Genomic DNA, 15,184 nt, shown 5'->3' with positions numbered 1-15,184 from the left:
ATATATTAAATGGTACAATGAGGATAGGATTAAAACAAAATTAAACGGAATGTCCCCTGTTATGTACAGATTACATTCCGCTTAAAATATTATTAAATTGTTCCGTGTTTACGGGTTCAGGTCAATCAATGGTCAAAGTTTCAGTCAATGTAAAGCTTTCCGTAATGATAATGGTGGTTTTTTCATCACCAGCATCAGCAATTGCCTTTTTTAATTCTTCAAAACTCTTTACTTTAATAGTTTTTTCGGGCGTTTTAGCTGGGCTACCAAAGGCCATAGGTTCTTTTGCCAAGGAGTCCACTTCTAAAACTTTACCTTCTTTCAAAAGGCTATTTTCTTCCAAAGAAGCTTTCTTGACTTCTTCCTGGTCCAAGTCTGGCCCAGCTTGTTCAGAAACTGACTTAGGGGTTTCCAATGATTTATCCTCATGAGAATTTTCCTTAGGAGTCTCTACTAAATCAGGCTCTTCCTTTGGAGAAGCTTGGTTTTCTTGGTCTAGACTTCCGGGAACTTCAGGAGATTCTTCCTTAGAAGTTTCTACTAAATCAGGATCTTTCTTTAAAGAAGCTTGATTTTTTTGACCTAGATTTTCGGGAGTCTTAGAAGCCCCTATTGAATCAGATATTTCCTTTGATACAGTTTGATTCTTTTGGGCCCCATCTTCATGAGAAGGAGAAGACTGGTTTTCATTTTCTCTTTCTTTAGTTTGTTCAGCCTTCGAAGAATCCTGGCTAGGAATATCACTGTCTAGCTGCCTAGGTCGAGCAGGGGAATTTTCTCTTTCTGAATTTGCAAAAACTGGAAAATTTAGCAAGAGAAAAAAACCAAGGAATAGGACTAAAAATAAGTAATTCTTTTTAGGATTTTGTATTTTTTTCATTGTAACCTCCTTTCATTATATATTTAGCATAAAAGAATATTATACTATTTACCTATAATATCACAATATTGGAAAGAATTCTAGAAAAGAGTTAAATAAAAAGATTATAAGAGTTAAATAAAAAGATTATAAATGTAGGATAGGAGGTTAGGGAGGAAGAATTTTTTAGTGGGAAGTAGCTTACAACTTTTATAAGGCCCATATTTTCTCATAAAAAAGACCCCAAATGGGGGTCTTGGCTCATATTTCTATCTATATTCTCCTCTAAAAAGGGTTGTTCCTACAAAAAAGACAGTATTTTGACCTGGAGAAGAGTCTTTGGAGTAATTTCCTACTCGGATTTTGACATTTAAATACTGGTAGTTGGGGTTCATCATATTGGCTCGGTGGCCAGGTGAATTCCACCACATGGTGTAAAAAGTTTGGGCAAGAAAGCTTTCATTGGTCATGAGTTTCAGACTTCGAGCACTTATTTTTTGGCTGCTGGAAGTTTGGGTCATGTCGGCTAGGTTCTCACCATGGGGAGTGGTGAGAATTTGGGGTTGGAGATAGTCAAGGACGGTGCTCCAAGGTCTGCCATCCAGACGGACATGGACCCTACCATCGACGTCAATAGACCCATTTTTCAAAAGTTCTTCGGTCCGGATGGAGCAAGCCTGGTCTAGGTCCTGGGCCCAAGTCAGGTCTTCTAGGCCCAACCTCCTACGGTCGGCATTGACCAAGGCTAAGAATTGCATTTGGAATTTTTTATGGTCAAAACTTTTTCCACTATTAAAATCTCGAAATGCATTGGCCGTGTTAGGGGATGGAGTCTTTTTACTTTCAGAACTCTTAGGAGCTTGTTTGCCAGGCCCTTGTTCCGGAAGGATTTTGCCAGGAATCTTTATTTCTGGGTCCTTCTTGTTGGGATTTTTAGGAGATGGTCCTTGGAAGTTACTTTCCATAGCATTGTAAATCATGGTAAAGACGTCTCCACGTTTGGCAGAGGCCTGGGCACTCAGCTTGGGTAAGCCACTGTTGGGACCCAGGATCTTCATATCAATGGACCATTGGATCCAAGACAAGGGCCAGGAAGCATTTTCGACATCCCAGGGGGTTAAGTCAGACTTATTGGCGGCGACTAAAATTTTTATCATTTCAATATTACTAATGTTTCGGTCGGGGCCAAAGGTTCCATTGGGGTAGCCTACAATAGCTGGAACTCCATGGGGATTTTTAAGGAAGCAGGCCTTGTCTATATAGGGCTTAGCCCAATAGTTATTGGGAACGTCCTTAAAATTAGGGGAAGCTTGGCCTGTAAGGTCTGGTCCCTTGATTTTAGTCAATAAAACAGCAAGTTCAGCCCGACTAATGGGCTTGTCCAGTCCCAGGGTTCCGTCGGGATAACCACTGACTACGCCGGAATTTTTTAAGCTGTTAATTTTATCCTGCCGGCTAAGGGCCAAGACGGACTGGGGAGCCAGGGCAAGGGCTAGGACAAAAACCATTACTAGATAGCTACACCACTTTTTCATAAGAACCTCCTTTTTTAATTTAGAAACAGTGGATCCTTTACCTATTCATGAACTGTGAATAAGGCAAACTTTATACCAACAGTGTAAGCTATTTCTAGGAAGTTTACAAGACCTGGACCTAGGGAAAATAGCTATAGTTCCGGGGGATGCCCCCTATCTTAGATAGTATGAGGTAGATGGTGGGAAAGAAGGTCTCGGTATTTATTCTTTTGGGAAACTTATGGTATGATAAAGAAAAGATTGGTGAGACAGGACTTTTAGCCTGTAAGGAATAAAGTACTTGTGATGAGATTGAAAGTAGACTGAAGGAGGGCTTGATATGGATAGAGAAAAGAAGATTCTTTCCCTTGACTTGGGAAGTCAAGATATTGCCATAGTAAATGGCGTTTGTAAAAAAGACTTATTAGAAGGGGATGGGTTTTTATTTTTAACCGGTCCCTTTACAAAGTCCAACCTGCCAGTGGGGGGACGGTTTAATATTCTGGCTAGGGATGTCCATTCCAAAAAGATCGTCCAGTCAAACTCTGGAGGGGCTTGGGGAAGACGCTTGGCCTATGCAGGTTTTGACGGACTTTTCATCAAGGGAAAATCTCCTGAACCGGTGCGACTTGTCATTGATGGCCGGCAAGAAGAGGCAAAGGTGGAGTTTTTAAGGGGAGACTCTCTATGGGGCCTGGGGTCCAGGGAGGTCCATAAGAGGCTCCAAGACCTTTATGGTCCTGATTCATCCTCTATCTATATCGGCCCCGGGGGAGAAAGAGGTCTGCTTTTGGCTTGCTTGATCCAAGATAGAGATAGGGCCAGTGGGAGAAAGTCTTTCGGGGCCCTTTTGGGCCAGAAAAACCTCAAGGCCATTAGCCTTCTTTCCAAGGAAAGTCTTCATTTGGACAAAGAGTCCATGAAAAAGAGGTTGGAAGAAGACTCAGGCGGTCAAGAGGACCTCTTGCTTCCTATTATTGAAAGTCTGGGGGCTCCTTTTTCAGAAGAAATTTTTCAAGAAAGAAGGGCCCGGGCCCTGGAAGAAAATTTAAATCCTTCCTGCTATTCTTGTCCTATCCTATGTAACAAGGGGAGGATGGGGAAAAAAGACCCCAAGGACCACAAGTATTTTTGGAAGTTTAACCCCCAAGATAGGGAGGTTTATAATAAAAAGGCCAATGCCTTGGCGGATGACCTGGGCCTGGATACCCTGGGCCTGGTAAACTATTTAGAGGATGCCATGGAAGAGGAGGGGGGCCTGACCTGGCAAGACCCCCAAGGGATTTTGGACTTTATTCAGGATGCAGTAGATGACCCCAAACTCGGATGTAGAATCAATGACTTTATTCGAGAAACGGCCCAAGACAGAGGGGCTAAGAAAGGACTTAAGACCACTTCTGAAGCCATGAAGAAAAGAGACTCCTTCTTTGAAATCCTGGACTTGTTAGGACTTTGTATCTTTGCGGGAAGAAGACTGGAAGAAGAAGACTTACGGGCCCTAACCAATGCAGTGACGGGAGAAAAACTAACTAGGGAAGAATTTTTAACCCTTAAAGTCTTGGACTAGAAGGCATAAAAAAACCGGTAGATTTCTAAGGATCTACCGGTTTTTCTATGTTTTTATCATTTAAGATAGTTTTAGCAATTTTTGATTTTCAATGGTAATAACATGGTCAAAAAGTCCTTCATCAAGACTATCGTGAGAAACGATAATTAAAAGTCTTTTGTCAGCTTCTTTTTGCCAGTCCAGGGCAATGGCCAGGGCCAGGTCTCTGGATTTGACATCCATTTGAGAAAAGGGCTCATCTAGAATTAGGGTCTCCTTTGCGCTTAGAAGGGAGCGAATAAAGGCAAATTTTTGTCTTTCACCCCCTGAAAGGACATCAACCGAGCGGTTGACTAGGGAGGAAACGCCTAAATCTTGGGCCAATTTTTGCCAGACTTTTTCATGGCCCTGGACAAGCTTAAAATTGTCCAGGCCTGTTTTTTTATAGAGATAGATTTGTTGGGGTTGGTAGGTGATTTTTTGATCACTGCTTATCTTTCCCTGCACCAGGTTTCCATAGCCTAGGATGGCTGTTAGGAGGGTGCTTTTGCCAGATCCGTTTCTTCCTTTAAATAGGTAGGAAGATCCATCTTCAAAGGTGAATTTTTCGATTTTGAACAATTCCCTATCTCGCAGTTTGCAAACAACATTATTAAGTTCGATCATTTTCGGCCACCTTTGAAAATTTCATTGCGGAAAAGCTAACTATTAGAGAAATGATTACCAGGATGAATCCCAACTGGAGGGCCATTTGGTAGTTGCCCTTGTTGTTTTCAAGGACAATTGCCGAGGTCATGACCCGGGTCTTAAAACGGATATTTCCACCCACAATCATTACAGCACCGACTTCAGCCAGGGCTCTGCCAAAGCCTGAAATCATAGCCGCAATGATGGACATCTTGATTTCCCTGGGGACTTGCTTGAGTATTTTAAAGGGACTCAAGCCCAGACCCAAGGAGTTCAAAAGATAAGTGTCTCGAATGGGCATAATAGCCGGGAATATTTGAGAACAAATGATGGGAATAACGATGAGCATTTGCGCAATGACGATAACCTTGCCGGTATAGAGCCATTTAAGGCTGCCTAGAATTCCATGGTTGGAAAAAATAAGATAAACCACAATCCCTGCAATAACAGGGGGCAGGCCTGTAAAGGCTGTAAATACTGGTCTTAGAAATCTACTTGTTTTATTTTCATAAATCCCCAAAAGAATCCCCAAGGGGATGGCTATAATTGAGGAAAGAAGAGTTGAAAGACAACAAAGTTTCAAGGTTAAAAGCACAATGCTTAGGGTTTCGTTCATTCCTATCTCCTGTTCACATTATTCGCCACTAATAAATAGTTGTTGGCCGTATTCTTCTACACCGTATTTGTCGATTAATTGAGCAGCTTTTTCGCTGGTCATCCAGTCTTGGAATTCTTTGGCAAGTTCAGTGTTGACACCTTCAACCTTGTCAGGGTTGATAAGAATGATGGAGTATACATTTTTCAATGCTTCAGATTGGTCAACCAATACTTTTAAGTTAAGGTCTTTTTCCATGGAAAGGAAGGTAGCAAGGTCTGTTAAAGCGTAGCCTTGTTTTTCATTGGCAAACTTTAAGGTTGCGCCCATTCCATCTCCAAGAGAGTTGTAGTTTTCGTTGGCTTTTAAATCTTCAGGGTTTAGACCAGCTTTTTCCCAAATAGTTAATTCTTTCTTGTGGGTACCGGATTCGTCTCCTCTAGAAACAAATGGAGCCTTGGCATCGTTAATTAGCTTAAAGGCTTCTTCAGCTTGTTTACCAGCAATTTTTGCTGGGTCATCCTTAGGTCCTACAATGACAAAGTAGTTGTGCATAAAGGAAATACGGTCCATACCAAATCCTTCGTCAACAAATTCTTTTTCAGCCTTAGGAGAGTGGACTAGGATTACATCGGCATTTCCTTGGCGACCATCTTCAATGGCTGCACCGGATCCCTTGGATACAATTTCCATTTCGATGTTTATATCATCTAATAGAGGTTGTCTTAAATAGTCCATAAGACCTGAATCGTTGACACTCGTTGTTGTTGTTAATCTCAATTTTTTTACGTCTCCCTTTTCTTCTGTTTGACTAGCTGCTGCATTATTTTCGCCACCATTAGCAGGGGCATTGTCTTTATTACCGCAAGCGGCAAGGGCTAAGACAGTCAGCATAACTAAAGTTATAATCTTCCAATTTTTTTTCATTTTGACTCCACCTTTCTCTAATGTTGTTTGACAATGTTATTTATTATCTCAAGCCCATGAAACAGGGCCTGCAAGATAGCAGTTAAACATTCTTCCACAGCCTTTGGGCTGCCAGGAAGGTTGATGATTAGGGTTTGATTTCGAACCCCGGCCACAGCTCTTGAAAGCATCCACATGGGAGTTTTTTCTTTTGAGGCCAAGAGCATGGCCATGGAAATTCCAGGAACTTGTCGGTGGATGACTTCTAGGGTGGCATCTGGGGTGACATCTCTTGGGGCTAGGCCCGTACCACCGGAAGTGATGACTAGGTTGACTTTTTCTTGGTCTGCCAGGTGGATCAATTCCTCCTTGAGACGGTCTTTGTCATCCGGCAAAATATTTTCATAAACACACTGGTAATGAGGTTCTTTTAAGATTTTTTGAATGGTATCGATACAAAGGTCCTTGTTTTCCCCACTAGATCTTGTATCACTGGCTATGACGATGGCATAATTAAACATTTTCTTCCCTCACAAAGTCTCCGGATTTTCCACCGGTTTTTTTCATTAGTTTGATATCGTCGATAATCATTGATTTATCCAGGGCCTTACACATGTCATAGACAGTTAAAAGTCCTGCAGAAACACCACTTAAGGCCTCCATTTCTACACCGGTTTTACCTTGACAGCTAACGGTAACCTGGCAATAGAGGTCATTTTCTTCAAATTCAAAATTTACCTTGATTGAGCTTAAGAAGAGGGGGTGGGCCATGGGGATTAGGTCAGAACATTTTTTTGCTCCCTGGATGGCAGCCACCTGGGCAATGGCTAGGACATCGCCTTTTTTTAATTTTAAATCCTTAATGGCCTGGACTGTCTCTTCCCGGAGCCGAATCCGGCCCTGGGCAATGGCAGTACGGTGGCTAACTTCTTTTTGGGAAACATCCACCATTTGGCCACGATTGTTTTCGTCCATATGGGTAAATTGACTTGCCATTTATCCTCCTATTCTATTCATGGATTCTTGACTGGTTTGCCTTTCCAAGAGATGGTGCCTTTCAGGCTTAGCTTGGGTGGCCCGGTCAATAAGAGGGCGGATATCCTCCCCCTTTCGCAAGGGAGTCATAAGGTCCAAGCTGGAATCACTGTGGAGGCAGGGTTTTACCTTGCCGTCAGAAGTGAGTCTTAGGCGGTTGCATGCTTGGCAAAAGTGTTGAGAAATGGGACGGATAAGGCCCACTCGTCCTTGGGCCCCCTCTAGACGATAGAGCTGGGCAGGGGAGTGGGGATCGTCTCTTTCTACTTCCAACAAACCGTCAAATTTCAAGACTTCATCACAGGATAAAAAGTGTTTTTGAGCAAAATCTTGGGTTTGACCAATGGGCATCAATTCAATAAAACGAAGGTCTAGAGGGTAGTCCTTGGTCAATTGGATCAAGTCTCCAATTTCATCATCATTGATTCCCTTCATGAGAACAGCGTTAATTTTGACGCCCAAGCCCACATTTAGGGCCTCTTCCAGGCCCTGCCAAACCTTGTCAAAACCGTCATAGTGGGTTATTTTTTCAAATTTTTGAGCATTTAAGGTGTCTAGAGAAAGATTGACTCTTTGAATCCCAGCAGCCTTTAGGTCTTGGGCATAGTCTTTTAGGAGATAGCCATTGCTAGTCAAGGCAAAATCCTTGATTTTTTCGATTTTTCCCAAGGACTCAATTAGGGCCAGGACATTTTTCCTTAAGAGGGGTTCTCCACCTGTCAGTCTCACCTTATTAATACCCTTTTCTACAAAAGTATGCACAAGATAATAGATTTCTTCTAAAGTTAAAATCTCTTGGCGACTTTTTGCCACCAGGCCCTCCTGGGGCATACAATAGCCACAGCGAAAGTTACATAAGTCGGTAATGGAAACTCTTAAATAGTTGATTTCTCTTTGAAATTTATCCTTCATAATATCTCACATGGCCACTTTGAGATGTTGTATAGCCTCCCAGGGCATTTACAGCATCTCTAAAAACTTGGGATTCTAACATTTGGATTAGCTTTTGGATGGGCTCAAGTTCTAAACTTTCTTTCTTCAAGACAAACTCATAATCCTCATCTTGGAGGTAGATGAAGTCCAGCCCCATTTTAATAGCAGCCGATTCTACACCTACAGCAAAGTCCACATCCTTATTTTTAACGGCCAAGGCAGCAGCCAGGTGGGTGGTTACCTCATGGTCATAGCCTGGGATTTCAGAAGGATCAATTCCTTCCAGGCCCAGGAGGTAGTCAAAGAGAACTCGGGTGCCAGCCCCTCTTTGACGGTTGACCATTTTTAAGCCCCTTAAATCTTTAATAGCTTGGATGTTTTTGGGGTTGCCTTTTTCCACCATAAGGCCTTGTCTACGACCTACAACTTGGATCATGGCCATTTCCTGTCCCTTGAAAAGAAGATTCACGGCTTCGTTGTTGTAGCTTCCATCCTTGCCCAAGAGGTGGGAAGGGGCAAGGTGGCAGTTGTCTTTTAAAAGAGCATTAAGGCCGGCCAAGGACCCTACATGGGAGGAAAGAAGACGGTAGTCCGAGCCTTCCTTAGCAAAGAGATCGTTAATCAAGTCCAGGACCATGTCGTGGGATCCGATACTTACAATACGGTTTTCAAGATCTTTGACTTCTACATGGTCGTGGAGGCGGACCTGGGCATATTGGTCTTTTAAATAACCTTCAGAATTTCTAGGAATAATCAAATAGCCGTCACTTTGGGAGAGGGAATAGGAGCTGCCGGCCCCACGATCCATGGGGGTAAAAAAGAGCTTGTCCTTAATTTTTCCAATTTTAACCCGGACGTATTCGGTATTTTTTAAGGCTCCAATAACTGGTCTGGTCAATTGGCCTTCAAGATAGGTGTGATTTATTGTCTTCAGGTGCATCTTTTTTTCCAAAAGAGGTCGGATGACTTCTTGGAAGACAATGTGGCCGGAAACGGGATAGCCTGGAATACCAATAAAGGGTTTGCCTTGAATAGAGGCAATAACAGCGGGCTTTCCAGGTTTAATGGAGATTCCATGGGCCAAGAGCTGGCCCAGGTCTTGGGCGATACTGGAGGTGTAGTCATCTCGGCCGGCACTGGAACCTGCATTCATAAGGACCAGGTCGTAGTCTTCTATGGCCTTGGCTACAGTTTCTCTTAAAAGGTCCCTGTCGTCTTTAACAATGGGCAAAACTTCTGCTTGGGCTCCCATTTCTTCTGCCATGGCTACAAACATGGCGGAGTTGGATTCGATGATTTGTCCAATCTTTAAGTCCTCATCACCAGAGACGATTTCATCTCCAGTGGGGATAATTGCAATGCGAGGTTTTTTTAGGACCTTGACAGTTTTTAAACCTGCTGAAAGCATAATAGATAGGTCAATAGGAATAAATTGATGGAATTGGGGGAAAATCAAGTCCTTTTCAATAATGTCCTCTCCAATGGGACGGACATTTTCCCAGGGGTGGACAGGGGCTTGGATGATGATTTCATCGTCTTTTTCCAGGACATCTTCAATCATAATTACAGCATCATAGGGTTTGATTAGGGGGTCTCCTGTATCACAATAGGCGAAATCATCCTTGGACAGGGTCAGGGGTTTGTGTTCCCGGGCAGTCATGGTTTTTTGACTTTCCACCATGACACCATCCATGGCACAAGAGTGGAAGGAGGGGGAACTGTATTTTGAATAAACTTCTTCCCAGGCAACTCGTCCAAGAGAATCCCGGACCTTAATTTCTTCTACTTCTAATTGCTTATAAAAATCTTTAAAGGCTTCATCAATTAATTGGTTGACTTCTTCTAAAGATTTAGTTTTTAAATATCGGTTTCTCATTTTAAAAGTGTACACCAAAGGGTTTCCCCTTTCTCCTTTCCTTCTTCATTTTCACTAATGATAAAATAGGCATTTGCTTTTTTAAATAGGGAAATATTTCCTGATGCGGCAAAAACTGGTTGGGCCAATAAGTTTTGGCCGTCTTTTTCTAAATGGACAAATTGCACCTTGGCTCTTCCAGGACTGGAGGCGACGTTTCGGCTCAGAATTGCCGGAAAGGAAAGTGGCCTAGGTGACCCATAAAATTCTTCCAGGGCCCTTTGGAAAAAGACCTTAAAGACGGTATAGCAACTTACGGCATGGCCGGGAAGCCCTAGGACTATTTTTTTCCCATCGCTAGAAAAGCTGGTGGGCTTTCCTGGTTTAATGGCAATACCATGAACCAAGAGGCCGGGATGGAAATTTTCTGCCACCAGGCGGGGGACAAAGTCCTTTTCGCCCTTGGAACTAGACCCACTAATTAAGACGAGATCTACGTCTTGGGCCTTGAGCTCCCTCTCAATATCTTCTTTTACATCTTTGACATGTTTCTTTTCCAAAACCTCTAGACCCGCTTCTCGGGCCAAGGCTTCCAGGGAATAGGAATTGACATCTCGAATCTTTCCCAGGGGGATGTCTGCTTCAGGAGGGAGGATTTCGTCTCCTGTGGAAATAATCCTGGTCTTGAGTTTTTCAAACACCCGAATCTTTCCATAGCCCAGGTCTGCACAAAGGGCAACCACTTGAGGAGTTACCCTTTGACCTCTTCGAAAGAAGAGGTCACCCTTTTTGGCATCATCTCCCAGGTCAATAATATTTTCCAAAAAGCTTACGGGTTTGTAAACTGCAATGACTTGGTCGGTTATGAATTCAGCATATTCAATGGGAACCACAGCATCAGCTCCCGGGGGAACCATGCCACCTGTAAAAATTTGACTGCCTTGGTTTGCGTCCAGGGATTTTTTTGGCACCTGGCCCATTTCAATGGTCTCTTGAAAGTCCAGGATGGTGGGGATGCTAGAAGAAGCTCCTACCACCGACTTATGGCAAAGGGCGAAACCATCCATGGTGCTCCGACTAAAGGCAGGGATGTCTTCCTTGGCAAGGATATCCTGGGCCAGGGTATAGCCCAGGGCATCTTCAACTTTTATTTCTTTTTCTCTTTTAAAATCCAGGGAGCCCATTGTTTCAACACAAAGATCAATGGAATCTTGCAAGGATTTTACCTGCAATAAATCAATATCCATTTTTTACTCCTAATTTCTCATAAACTGTATTTAAATCTTACTTTATTATATAATTATAGTATCACAAAAGTAAAAATTATTGTAAAGATAGAGAGAAAAAAGGAGCAAGAGAATGGCAAAAGTAATATCGGTAAATCGGTCCAAGGAAAAAGGAGTGGTTAAAAAACCTATAAAGGAAGGAAACTTTATCCAAGACTTTGGTTTGGAAGGCGATGGCCACGGGGGGCCTTGGCATAGACAGGTGAGCCTTTTGGCCCAAGAAAGCATCGACAAGATGAAAAAAAACCTGCCAAATTTAAAGCCAGGGGACTTTGCAGAAAATATTACCACCCAAGGATTGGTTTTATATGAACTACCCATAGGAAGCCTATTAAAGATAGGAGATCTGGAACTTAGGGTGACCCAAATAGGCAAGGAATGCCATCAGGGTTGCGCCATAAAACAAGAGGTGGGCCAGTGTGTTATGCCTAAGGAAGGAATCTTTGCAAGGGTGGAAAAAGCCGGAATCATTAAAGCGGGAGATGAAATTCAACTTATAAAAAAAGAAAAAGAAGGTGCCTAAAAAATAAAAAAAAGACTTTTACAGATTTTTGACAATAAGGTTAAAGTGTGCTATTTTTATAGTAAATAGAGGTTATAAATTGCAAGCTTTTCTAGGAAATGGAAATCGTTTTTTTATCTTCCTTAAGCCTATAGCCCCTATGGTAGGAATGTCGCAGAATGATCGGTTTTAGTTTTATTAGAGGGGGTAATTATGGGTAAACTATTGAAACCGGGAGAAATTCTCGAAGCTACATCGAATATTGGGCTTGCTAAAGCCAACACAAAACCTATCAACCAAGTGATCTTAGGAATTCTTGCAGGAGCCTTCATTGCTTTTGCGGCCCAAGGATCCAACATGGCGGCCTTTAATTTATTGGCCAAACCGGAGACCTTTGGTCTGGGTAAATTAGTCAGTGGTCTGGTCTTTACACCGGGACTTATTTTTGTATTAATTGCTGGAGCTGAGTTATTTACCGGGAACATGTTAATGTTTGCTGCTCTTTTTGACAAGAAAATTACTTGGGCTAGCTTAATTCGAACCCTGGTTCTTGTCTACATTGGCAATTTTATTGGTTCCTTGCTTATTGCCTGGATGGTTAGCCAGTCGGGTCAATGGGGAGCAGCGGCCAATGCCTTGGGAGCCAGGACCATTTTAATTGCCAATGGCAAGGTAGGTTTAACTTTTGGTAAGGCCTTTATCTTAGGGATTCTTTGCAACTGGTTGGTATGTTTAGGAGTTTGGATGTCCTTTGGGGCAGACTCTCAAGTGGGTAAAATGCTCAGTGCCTTCTTCCCAATTATGCTCTTTGTCACTTCAGGCTTTGAACATAGTATTGCCAACATGTATTATATTCCTGCAGGGATTATGGCTAAGGCCAATCCAGATTTTCTGGCAGCTACAGGTCTCGGAGCAGATGAACTTGCAAACTTAACCTGGTCCGGATTTTTTACAAATAATTTAATACCAGTTACTCTAGGTAATATCGTAGGTGGGGTGGTCTTTGTAGCCCTGGCTTACTGGATTGTCTATAGAAAGAAAAGTGCTTAACAAAAAACAGTTTGGGGGAAATTATGTTAGAAGAAAAATTTGACCAAGAAAAGCTCAATACTTACTTTACTTTTCTAAATGATTTAATCGACAGCGGAGAGAAAGGGATTAATATTAAAATCCTTCAAAAGATCCAGGAAACGTTTGGCTATATCCCAGAAGAAGTTCTTTTCGAAACTTCAAAAAGAACCAATATTCCAGCCTCAACCCTATATGGGGCAGCAACCTTTTACCATCAATTCTCTTTTCAACCCAAGGGCCGGCATGAAATCCAACTTTGTTTGGGAACTGCTTGCTATGTCAAGGGAGCAGGAAACGTCTTGAAAGAACTTCAAAGTATCATTGGCATCGAAGGAGGACAAGTCACTGACGACGGAATGTTTTCTTTAGATACAACTCGTTGTGTAGGAGCATGTGGATTGGCCCCGGTAATGTCCATTAATGGAAAAATTTACGGGAAGTGTACTCCGGCAAAAGTCCATGAAATCATCGACAATATAAGGGAGAATGATCATGAATAAAACGGTATTGGACCAATTAAAAGAAGATCGCTACGAAGAAATTAAGCTAAGATTTCAAGAACAACATGACTATGGTTTAGAAGAAGGGCTTAGAAAAGATGGAAAAATCCATGCCATGATTTGTAGTGGGACAGGCTGTCAAGCTTCTGATTCCCTAGAATTAAGAGACCGGCTCAAAGAGGGGATAGAAAAGTATGGCCTTCAAGATAAGGTTGAAGTCAACCAAACCGGGTGTTTCGGTCTATGTGAAGTAGGCCCCAACTTGGTGGTTTATCCTCAAGGAATCTTTTATTGTGGTATTAGCTTGGATGATGTAGATGAAATTATCGAAAGCCACTTTAAAGATGGCAAGATTGTTGAAAGACTCCTTTTCTCAGAAGCAGAAGAAGATACCCCCGATGGCAAGCTAAAGCCTGTTGACCAAGTTACCTTCTACAATCGTCAAGTTCGGATTTCCTTAAGAAACTGTGGAAAGATTGACCCTGAAAATATTGATGACTACATTGCTGTAGGAGGCTATCAAGCCTTGGAAAAGGCCCTCCATATGGAACCGGATGAAATTATCAAGATTGTTTCCGATTCGGGCTTAAGAGGCCGTGGGGGAGCAGGATTCCCTACAGGAAAGAAATGGGAATTCACTAAAATGGCCAAGGGCGATAAAAAGTATGTCGTCTGTAACGCCGACGAAGGAGACCCAGGAGCCTTTATGGACCGGTCCATCCTGGAAGGAGACCCCAATACAGTCTTAGAAGCCATGGCTATTGCAGCCTATGCTGTAGGAGCGGATGAAGGATTTATCTATATTCGGGCAGAATACCCCATTGCCGTTAAAAGATTGAGCATCGCCATTAAAGAAGCCGAAGAAAAAGGCTTTTTAGGAAAAAATATTTTTGGAACAGATTTTAACTTTAAAATCAGCCTAAGATTGGGTGCTGGAGCCTTTGTATGTGGGGAAGAAACAGCCCTGATTGAATCCATCGAAGGCCACAGGGGAATCCCAAGAAACAAACCACCCTTCCCAGCCAACAGTGGGGTTTGGAACAAACCAACCCTAATTAACAATGTAGAAACCTATGCTAATATTTGTCCGATTTTGCTCAAGGGATCCAAGTGGTTTAGGTCTATTGGAACAGAAAAGAGTCCAGGAACCAAGGTATTCTCCCTGGGAGGCAAGGTCAAACATGGTGGACTTATTGAAGTACCTATGGGGATGACCTTTAGAGAAATCGTCTATGATATTGGCGGTGGTATCCCGGGAGGAAAAGAATTAAAGGCCATCCAAACAGGAGGACCCTCAGGTGGTTGTATCCCCAAAGAATACTTAGATACCCCCGTAGAATATGAAACTCTTAAAGAACTAGGATCCATGATGGGCTCTGGAGGAATGATTGTCGTTGATGAAGACACTTGTATTGTAGACTTGGCAAAATTCTACATGGACTTCTTAATTGACGAGTCCTGTGGTAAGTGTACTCCCTGCCGGGAAGGAACCACAAGATTATATGAAATCCTAGATCGGATTACCAAGGGAGAAGGCAAAAAGTCAGATATCAAGGAATTGGAAAACTTAGGAGAACTCTTAACCGATGCCGCCCTGTGTGGTCTTGGAAAGACAGCTGCCAACCCTGTTCTTTCAACCATGCGCTATTTTATGGATGAATATAAGGAACATATTGAAGAAAACCACTGTGAAGCTGGCCAATGCAGTGCCTTGACAAAATACTTTATCGAAGAAAACTGTATCGGTTGTGGCAAGTGTAAGAGGGAATGTCCTGTTGGTTGTATTAATGGACAAGCAAAAGAACGCCACGTTATTGATCAAAATAGGTGTATCAAGTGTGGTACCTGCTTGAAAGCATGCCCATTAAAACCCAAGGCAGTCGTCTTACGATAGG

16 protein-coding genes are annotated in these 15,184 nt (G+C 42.5%); 6 read left to right on the top strand and 10 right to left on the bottom strand.

Going from position 1 to position 15,184, the window contains the following annotated elements:
- Positions 1–4 precede the first annotated feature (4 nt).
- Positions 5–85: an IS3 family transposase gene (locus tag CS898_RS10195; protein WP_080551595.1), complete on the top strand. Its 81-nt coding sequence runs from the start codon at positions 5–7 to the stop codon at positions 83–85.
- 36 nt (positions 86–121) lie between these two features.
- Here CS898_RS10195 and CS898_RS07770 read toward each other — a convergent pair whose 3' ends face one another.
- Both CS898_RS07770 and CS898_RS07765 read right to left on the bottom strand, forming a co-directional pair.
- A complete protein-coding gene (locus CS898_RS07770; RefSeq protein ID WP_099208748.1) occupies positions 122–880 on the bottom strand; it encodes a hypothetical protein in 759 nt (252 codons plus the stop codon).
- 248 nt (positions 881–1,128) lie between these two features.
- Positions 1,129–2,394, bottom strand: a complete 1,266-nt coding sequence (locus tag CS898_RS07765; protein ID WP_099208747.1) for a CAP and S-layer homology domain-containing protein — start codon at positions 2,392–2,394, stop codon at positions 1,129–1,131.
- 319 nt (positions 2,395–2,713) lie between these two features.
- Between CS898_RS07765 and CS898_RS07760 the strand changes: the two genes are divergently transcribed.
- Positions 2,714–3,940, top strand: a complete 1,227-nt coding sequence (locus CS898_RS07760) for an aldehyde ferredoxin oxidoreductase N-terminal domain-containing protein (protein WP_099208746.1) — start codon at positions 2,714–2,716, stop codon at positions 3,938–3,940.
- Positions 3,941–4,000: 60 nt separating this feature from the next.
- On the opposite strand, the gene CS898_RS07755 is transcribed toward CS898_RS07760, so the two are convergent.
- Genes CS898_RS07755 through CS898_RS07720 form a run of 8 tightly spaced genes read right to left on the bottom strand, consistent with a single transcriptional unit; the run spans position 4,001 to position 11,177 of the window.
- A complete protein-coding gene (locus CS898_RS07755; RefSeq protein ID WP_099208745.1) occupies positions 4,001–4,585 on the bottom strand; it encodes an ATP-binding cassette domain-containing protein in 585 nt (194 codons plus the stop codon).
- On the bottom strand, positions 4,572–5,222 hold the full coding sequence (locus tag CS898_RS07750) for an ABC transporter permease (RefSeq protein WP_099208744.1): 651 nt from the start codon (positions 5,220–5,222) through the stop codon (positions 4,572–4,574). Before CS898_RS07750 ends, CS898_RS07755 begins: the two co-directional genes overlap by 14 nt.
- An 18-nt stretch (positions 5,223–5,240) precedes the next feature.
- Positions 5,241–6,128, bottom strand: coding sequence for an ABC transporter substrate-binding protein (locus CS898_RS07745; RefSeq protein WP_099208743.1), 888 nt, complete (start codon positions 6,126–6,128; stop codon positions 5,241–5,243).
- Positions 6,129–6,145: 17 nt separating this feature from the next.
- Positions 6,146–6,628, bottom strand: a complete 483-nt coding sequence (locus CS898_RS07740) for a MogA/MoaB family molybdenum cofactor biosynthesis protein (RefSeq protein WP_009430200.1) — start codon at positions 6,626–6,628, stop codon at positions 6,146–6,148.
- The gene (moaC, locus tag CS898_RS07735; protein ID WP_099208742.1) at positions 6,621–7,103 is read right to left on the bottom strand and encodes a cyclic pyranopterin monophosphate synthase MoaC; all 483 of its coding nucleotides are present in this window, start codon (positions 7,101–7,103) and stop codon (positions 6,621–6,623) included. Before moaC ends, CS898_RS07740 begins: the two co-directional genes overlap by 8 nt.
- Positions 7,104–8,054, bottom strand: coding sequence for a GTP 3',8-cyclase MoaA (gene moaA, locus CS898_RS07730; RefSeq protein WP_099208741.1), 951 nt, complete (start codon positions 8,052–8,054; stop codon positions 7,104–7,106).
- Positions 8,044–9,951, bottom strand: a complete 1,908-nt coding sequence (locus CS898_RS07725) for a molybdopterin biosynthesis protein (RefSeq protein ID WP_099208740.1) — start codon at positions 9,949–9,951, stop codon at positions 8,044–8,046. Before CS898_RS07725 ends, moaA begins: the two co-directional genes overlap by 11 nt.
- Positions 9,948–11,177 carry a molybdopterin molybdotransferase MoeA gene (locus tag CS898_RS07720; protein WP_009430390.1) on the bottom strand — a complete coding sequence of 410 codons (1,230 nt, stop codon included), beginning with the start codon at positions 11,175–11,177 and terminating at the stop codon, positions 9,948–9,950. The genes CS898_RS07725 and CS898_RS07720 overlap by 4 nt, the downstream gene beginning before the upstream one ends.
- Positions 11,178–11,289: 112 nt before the next feature.
- Between CS898_RS07720 and CS898_RS07715 the strand changes: the two genes are divergently transcribed.
- From CS898_RS07715 to nuoF, 4 genes are all read left to right on the top strand, one after another.
- The gene (locus CS898_RS07715; RefSeq protein ID WP_009430114.1) at positions 11,290–11,739 is read left to right on the top strand and encodes an MOSC domain-containing protein; all 450 of its coding nucleotides are present in this window, start codon (positions 11,290–11,292) and stop codon (positions 11,737–11,739) included.
- Between the two features lie 192 nt (positions 11,740–11,931).
- Positions 11,932–12,768 carry a formate/nitrite transporter family protein gene (locus CS898_RS07710; RefSeq protein ID WP_009431413.1) on the top strand — a complete coding sequence of 279 codons (837 nt, stop codon included), beginning with the start codon at positions 11,932–11,934 and terminating at the stop codon, positions 12,766–12,768.
- A 23-nt stretch (positions 12,769–12,791) separates the two neighbouring features.
- Positions 12,792–13,289 carry an NADH-quinone oxidoreductase subunit NuoE family protein gene (locus CS898_RS07705; RefSeq protein WP_009431062.1) on the top strand — a complete coding sequence of 166 codons (498 nt, stop codon included), beginning with the start codon at positions 12,792–12,794 and terminating at the stop codon, positions 13,287–13,289.
- The gene (nuoF, locus tag CS898_RS07700) at positions 13,282–15,183 is read left to right on the top strand and encodes an NADH-quinone oxidoreductase subunit NuoF (RefSeq protein WP_009431474.1); all 1,902 of its coding nucleotides are present in this window, start codon (positions 13,282–13,284) and stop codon (positions 15,181–15,183) included. Before CS898_RS07705 ends, nuoF begins: the two co-directional genes overlap by 8 nt.
- Position 15,184 lies beyond the last annotated feature (1 nt).

The sequence above is a fragment of the Urinicoccus timonensis genome, from assembly GCF_900232945.1.
Taxonomy (GTDB): domain Bacteria; phylum Bacillota; class Clostridia; order Tissierellales; family Peptoniphilaceae; genus Urinicoccus; species Urinicoccus timonensis.
Note: the sequence above shows the minus strand (reverse complement) of the source record. Positions and strands in the feature narration are given on the sequence as shown.

Coding starts and splice junctions, on each gene's coding strand:
- CS898_RS07770 (WP_099208748.1), bottom strand. CDS start 880: ATGAAAAAAATACAAAATCCTAAAAAGAATTACTTATTTTTAGTCCTA.
- CS898_RS07765 (WP_099208747.1), bottom strand. CDS start 2,394: ATGAAAAAGTGGTGTAGCTATCTAGTAATGGTTTTTGTCCTAGCCCTT.
- CS898_RS07760 (WP_099208746.1), top strand. CDS start 2,714: ATGGATAGAGAAAAGAAGATTCTTTCCCTTGACTTGGGAAGTCAAGAT.
- CS898_RS07755 (WP_099208745.1), bottom strand. CDS start 4,585: ATGATCGAACTTAATAATGTTGTTTGCAAACTGCGAGATAGGGAATTG.
- CS898_RS07750 (WP_099208744.1), bottom strand. CDS start 5,222: ATGAACGAAACCCTAAGCATTGTGCTTTTAACCTTGAAACTTTGTTGT.
- CS898_RS07745 (WP_099208743.1), bottom strand. CDS start 6,128: ATGAAAAAAAATTGGAAGATTATAACTTTAGTTATGCTGACTGTCTTA.
- CS898_RS07740 (WP_009430200.1), bottom strand. CDS start 6,628: ATGTTTAATTATGCCATCGTCATAGCCAGTGATACAAGATCTAGTGGG.
- moaC (WP_099208742.1), bottom strand. CDS start 7,103: ATGGCAAGTCAATTTACCCATATGGACGAAAACAATCGTGGCCAAATG.
- moaA (WP_099208741.1), bottom strand. CDS start 8,054: ATGAAGGATAAATTTCAAAGAGAAATCAACTATTTAAGAGTTTCCATT.
- CS898_RS07725 (WP_099208740.1), bottom strand. CDS start 9,951: ATGAGAAACCGATATTTAAAAACTAAATCTTTAGAAGAAGTCAACCAA.
- CS898_RS07720 (WP_009430390.1), bottom strand. CDS start 11,177: ATGGATATTGATTTATTGCAGGTAAAATCCTTGCAAGATTCCATTGAT.
- CS898_RS07715 (WP_009430114.1), top strand. CDS start 11,290: ATGGCAAAAGTAATATCGGTAAATCGGTCCAAGGAAAAAGGAGTGGTT.
- CS898_RS07710 (WP_009431413.1), top strand. CDS start 11,932: ATGGGTAAACTATTGAAACCGGGAGAAATTCTCGAAGCTACATCGAAT.
- CS898_RS07705 (WP_009431062.1), top strand. CDS start 12,792: ATGTTAGAAGAAAAATTTGACCAAGAAAAGCTCAATACTTACTTTACT.
- nuoF (WP_009431474.1), top strand. CDS start 13,282: ATGAATAAAACGGTATTGGACCAATTAAAAGAAGATCGCTACGAAGAA.